Source organism: Streptomyces sp. NPDC043876 (assembly GCF_056435825.1).
Map to the genome: position 1 here is coordinate 1 of NZ_JBWKDV010000054.1, position 3832 is coordinate 3832.

The following is a 3832-nucleotide window of genomic DNA, read 5'->3' on the forward strand; positions in this document are numbered from 1 at the left end:
CACCCATCCTCCCGACCTGGCTCAACGAGTCAGGCCCTCGATGGGGGTCAACTTTCATCCGCCGCCAACGGTCCACTTTTCACCCGTCGCCGACACAGGAACTCACCCTCACCGAGAAGACCGTCAACCGGGCCCTGGCTGAGGCACGGGCACCCGTCGAACGCGGCGTCGCCCGCCTGAAGTCCTGGCGAATCTTCCGCAGGCCCCGATGCAGCCCGAACCGCATGACGTCAATCGCCAAGGCTGTCTTCACCCTGGAGCGGCAACGCTGAAGAAGCTCAGTGAGACAGGACACTGGGGTCAGCCAGGGCGCCTCGGCTGCCCGCGTCTTCAAAACCGGGTTTGGAAGACGCGGGCCGGGGTGTCTCTACATCTGCTCCATCAGAAGCTCAGCCGCCTGCTCGGCCTCGTCCGCGTCCTGCTGTGCACGCTCCAGCTGCTTCCTTCGCTGCTCGAGCGCCTCGTCTGTCTTTCCGCGAGGCGCCGCCGCTTGCGGGACGGCAGCCGGTGGCCGGGCGGGTGTGGCCTTCGCGCCCTGGGCCACGCCAGGGATCCCCGCAGGGGCGCTCAGCGGCTTGGGCAGGCGGCCGGCGGCCCACGCGCGGGCGGCCTCGGGGTCGGCGAGGACTGCGTGCAGGGTCTCTTCAATCTCGTGCTGGGCAGCATCCCCGAGGCGGTGGCCGGCCTCGGCGGCCAGCTGCCGGGCCTGGCGCGTCAGGGCGCCGATCAGCTGCCGCTGCTGGCGGGACAGCTGGCGCAGCTGCTCCCCGTCCAGGTCATGGTGGGCCTGGCGGAGCTGCTCTCCGAGCATGATCAGTGGCTGTACCCCGTCGCGCTGTTCTCTCACGAGGAGGTTGCTGGCCCAGGCGGAGAGGGTGGGACGGCGCAGTGCGGTGATCTGCTGGGCGAGATCGCGGTTGCCGTTCGTTCGGGCGGCCGCGGCGTGCTCGTTGCGCGCCGCGGTGAAGTCCTGGGGCGGCAGCCCGTAGAGCTGGTCGGTGACATCGTCGAGGTCCACCGCACGCACTCCTCTCCCTTTGCCCCTTCACCTGCTGCTTTTGTCCATGATGGGGCGGGTATATGCGGTTCATGGTGTTGGTGCCTCCGGTGGAGCCCATGCTGGCCCGGGCGGTACCCCGGCTGCCGGGAGAGACTGCGCTGCCTGGGGGCACGGTGTTCGAGCCGAAGTACGACGGATACCCGATGCTGGTCTTCGCGCGGCGGGAGAAGTCTTCCTGCAGTCCCGCAGCGGCAAGGACCTCACCCCAGCTTTCCCCGAAATCACTGCGGTGGCCGCAAGGCTCCCGGCGGACGAGGCTCTTGATGGCGAGCTGATCGTGTGGGAGGCCGACAGGCTGGCCTTCGAACGGTTGCAGGGCGGCTCAACCGTCCGTCCGCAGCCACGGCGCGGCTCGCCGAGCAGTGGCCGGTGCACTTCGCCGCGTTCGACCTCCTGCGCCGCGGCGTTGCCTCACCGCCCAGCCGTACGTCGCGCGCCGCGCCGCTAGGGAGCGGCTCTTCGCGGAGCATGATCTCGGGCCTCAGTTCGCGCTGTGCCCGTCGACGACCGACCCGGCGACACCGGCCGGGTGGCTGGAGTGGTCGTCGGTGGGGATAGAGGGTCTGGTCTTCAAGCGCCTGGACCAGCGGTACGCCGCGGGCCGCGGCTGGAGGAAGTACCGGTCACGCGCATCGACTGAAGCGCTGGTCTGCGCGGTCGGCAGCTCCCTCGCGTCTCCGACGACGGTCCTGCTGGGGCGATTGGACGCGGATGGTGCCTTGCAGTACGTGGGGCGGACCTCGGTGCTGTCCCGCGATGCAGGACGGATGCTCGGCACTCAGTTGATCGCGGCGTCGGCCGGGCACCCGTGGACGGGGTGGACGTTCTCGGCGGGATGGGGGACCAGGGAGGCTCCGCGGGTGGAGCTGGTGGAGCCGGTGCTGGTGGCAGAGGTGGCTGCGGACGTGTCGCTGAATATCGCGGGCCGGTGGCGGCATCCCGTGCGGCGGTTGCGGCTGCGGGCCGACGTGGCCGTGGGCGACGTGCCGTTGCTCGGGTCGGGCAACGTCCCTGCCGCGGGCTGAACAGGCCAATGGGGAGGGCGCGGAAGTTACCTTCCGCAGGTGTCAGCGGCCCGGGGCGATCTCGTCCAGTTCCTGCGGCTCGACCAGGACATACCCGCTGCCGGTGTCGTAGCCCTTGACGATGTCGTCCAGCTCCACCGTTTTGCCAGTGCTCTCGTTCACCCGCGCGGATCCCGTCAGAGGTGCCGCCCTCAAGCTGTCCTTCCAGCTGACGGCGTTCGCCCGGCTGTGACTGAGTGTCGTGGTTGGCCAGTCTGGCCAACCACGGCGCTCAGCCGCGAATCAGTGGAACCAGGCGACGAGGCGTACGTTCTCGGCGCCGTGGAGTTCGCTAAGGATGTGCATGACCTTCCAGACTGGGCCCCAGTGAGTGTCGATGCCTGCGGCTGAGGCGCGGGTTCGCGTGCCCGAGGCGTCGGTTCCCTGCCAGTCCGTGGTCTCCAGCTCGGACCAGGTCAGCCAGGTCGTCCCGTGCACGTCGTGGGGGCCACCGCAGTCGGCGAACTCACGGCGCAGGCCCTCCGAGGCGTCATCCGGAAAGCCGCGATCTTCCGCGAGGGGCTGGAAATCGAAGTAGTTCCGGATTCCGAAAAGACAGGCCAGGCCGTCGTAGGCGTTGCCCGCGTTCAGGAGGAGGAGATCGATGCCGGCCTCCCATACGGAGTCCTCGTCGTCAGGGCCCCACAGGCGGGCCCCCGGCCGGCACTCGATCATTCCGCTGACATCTGTCGACATGGGGAGATGCTGCCTGCGCAGGCCACGGGGCAGCACCTTCATTTCCAGGACTCCCGCGTTACCGGCCGAGCCCCCGGTTCGGTCCGCTTTGCACGGCTCCGCCAACTACAGAGCTCGTCCTCCCGACCGTCGCAGCCCCGTGCGCGCCGGTACCCGCGTCATACGTTTGTGGATGGTTGGTGTGCAGTGAGTTCCGCCTTCTGCAGCCAGTCGATGTACCAGTGTGTGAACGTGACCGGCTTTCCAGTCTGGTCACGGAGCGGGACAAGGTCGGCGTCGTCGGCCCGACAGTCGGACCAGACTGTGCCGCGGTAGGTGCCGCTGATGATCAGCCACTCCCTTTGTGCGCATCCGAGGTGAGAGATCACGATGGCGCCGGCGGTGCGCTCGGGGGCGAACATCAGGGCTTCCCAGCGTTCGTCCCACGCTTCGATGGCGTCGTCGAAGTCCTCGATCTCGTCGAAGTCCTCTTCTCCAGGACGAACAGCGAGAAGTGCGTCGAGGTCTTCGGGATCCGGTCCGTGGTCAGGGAAGGGCCGAGCGAGCATGGACAGATCGGCCAGGTCCGCACCGTCTCCTTCCCAACGCCAGCGGCCTTGCACACGGCGAACGGGGAAGAGGCCGTATGCAGGACCCGCGCCGCCGGCGCCCACGCAGGTGAGGAAGCCGCGGTAGTCATCCGGCAATCGCACGCCTACCTGCGCTTCGAGTTCGGCAAGCCCGTCATCCGTCAGAGGGTCTTCCAGGACCCACCCGTGCCGGAGCGAGCCGAATACCGTGCCGCTCGATGGCTGGGCGCCCAACGCGACCACGCGCTGACGGACCCCGCTCCACTGCTGATCAACCATGCGCAGACCGTACGCGGAGCCAGTGACAGAGAAACCAGCCTGGGGATCACGCACGCTGCGGGCCATCTAACTGATCGTTTCAGAATGAGGTTCGGAGTCGGCGGAGGCATATGAGGCTGCAGGCCAGTTCGAGCAGGCCCTGGTGGAGATCGGCGCGTCGTTCG

At 68.3% G+C, this 3832-nt stretch carries 6 protein-coding genes; 2 read left to right on the forward strand and 4 right to left on the reverse strand.

Translation table 11 applies throughout. The features are described from left to right. Positions 1 to 272 (forward strand): transposase family protein (locus AC0693_RS38645; protein ID WP_478804612.1); only part of this gene is annotated, 272 nt, incomplete at its 5' end. A 95-nt stretch (positions 273 to 367) separates the two neighbouring features. Here the strand turns inward: AC0693_RS38645 and AC0693_RS38650 are convergent. After that, positions 368 to 1018: a hypothetical protein gene (locus tag AC0693_RS38650; protein ID WP_478804613.1), complete on the reverse strand. Its 651-nt coding sequence runs from the start codon at positions 1016 to 1018 to the stop codon at positions 368 to 370. 590 nt (positions 1019 to 1608) lie between these two features. Between AC0693_RS38650 and AC0693_RS38655 the strand changes: the two genes are divergently transcribed. Continuing rightward, entirely contained in the window at positions 1609 to 2085 is a 477-nt protein-coding gene (locus AC0693_RS38655) for a hypothetical protein (RefSeq protein ID WP_478804614.1), read from the forward strand. Between the two features lie 42 nt (positions 2086 to 2127). Here AC0693_RS38655 and AC0693_RS38660 read toward each other — a convergent pair whose 3' ends face one another. The 3 genes from AC0693_RS38660 to AC0693_RS38670 form a co-directional block, all read right to left on the reverse strand. After that, positions 2128 to 2247 (reverse strand): Ku protein, encoded by a 120-nt coding sequence (locus AC0693_RS38660; RefSeq protein ID WP_478804615.1) that lies wholly within the window; start codon positions 2245 to 2247, stop codon positions 2128 to 2130. Positions 2248 to 2367: 120 nt separating this feature from the next. Next, positions 2368 to 2820, reverse strand: coding sequence for a hypothetical protein (locus tag AC0693_RS38665; protein WP_478804616.1), 453 nt, complete (start codon positions 2818 to 2820; stop codon positions 2368 to 2370). Positions 2821 to 2978: 158 nt separating this feature from the next. After that, complete coding sequence (locus AC0693_RS38670; protein WP_478804617.1) at positions 2979 to 3668, reverse strand: SMI1/KNR4 family protein; 690 nt, start codon at positions 3666 to 3668, stop codon at positions 2979 to 2981. Between the last annotated feature and the right edge of the window lie 164 nt (positions 3669 to 3832).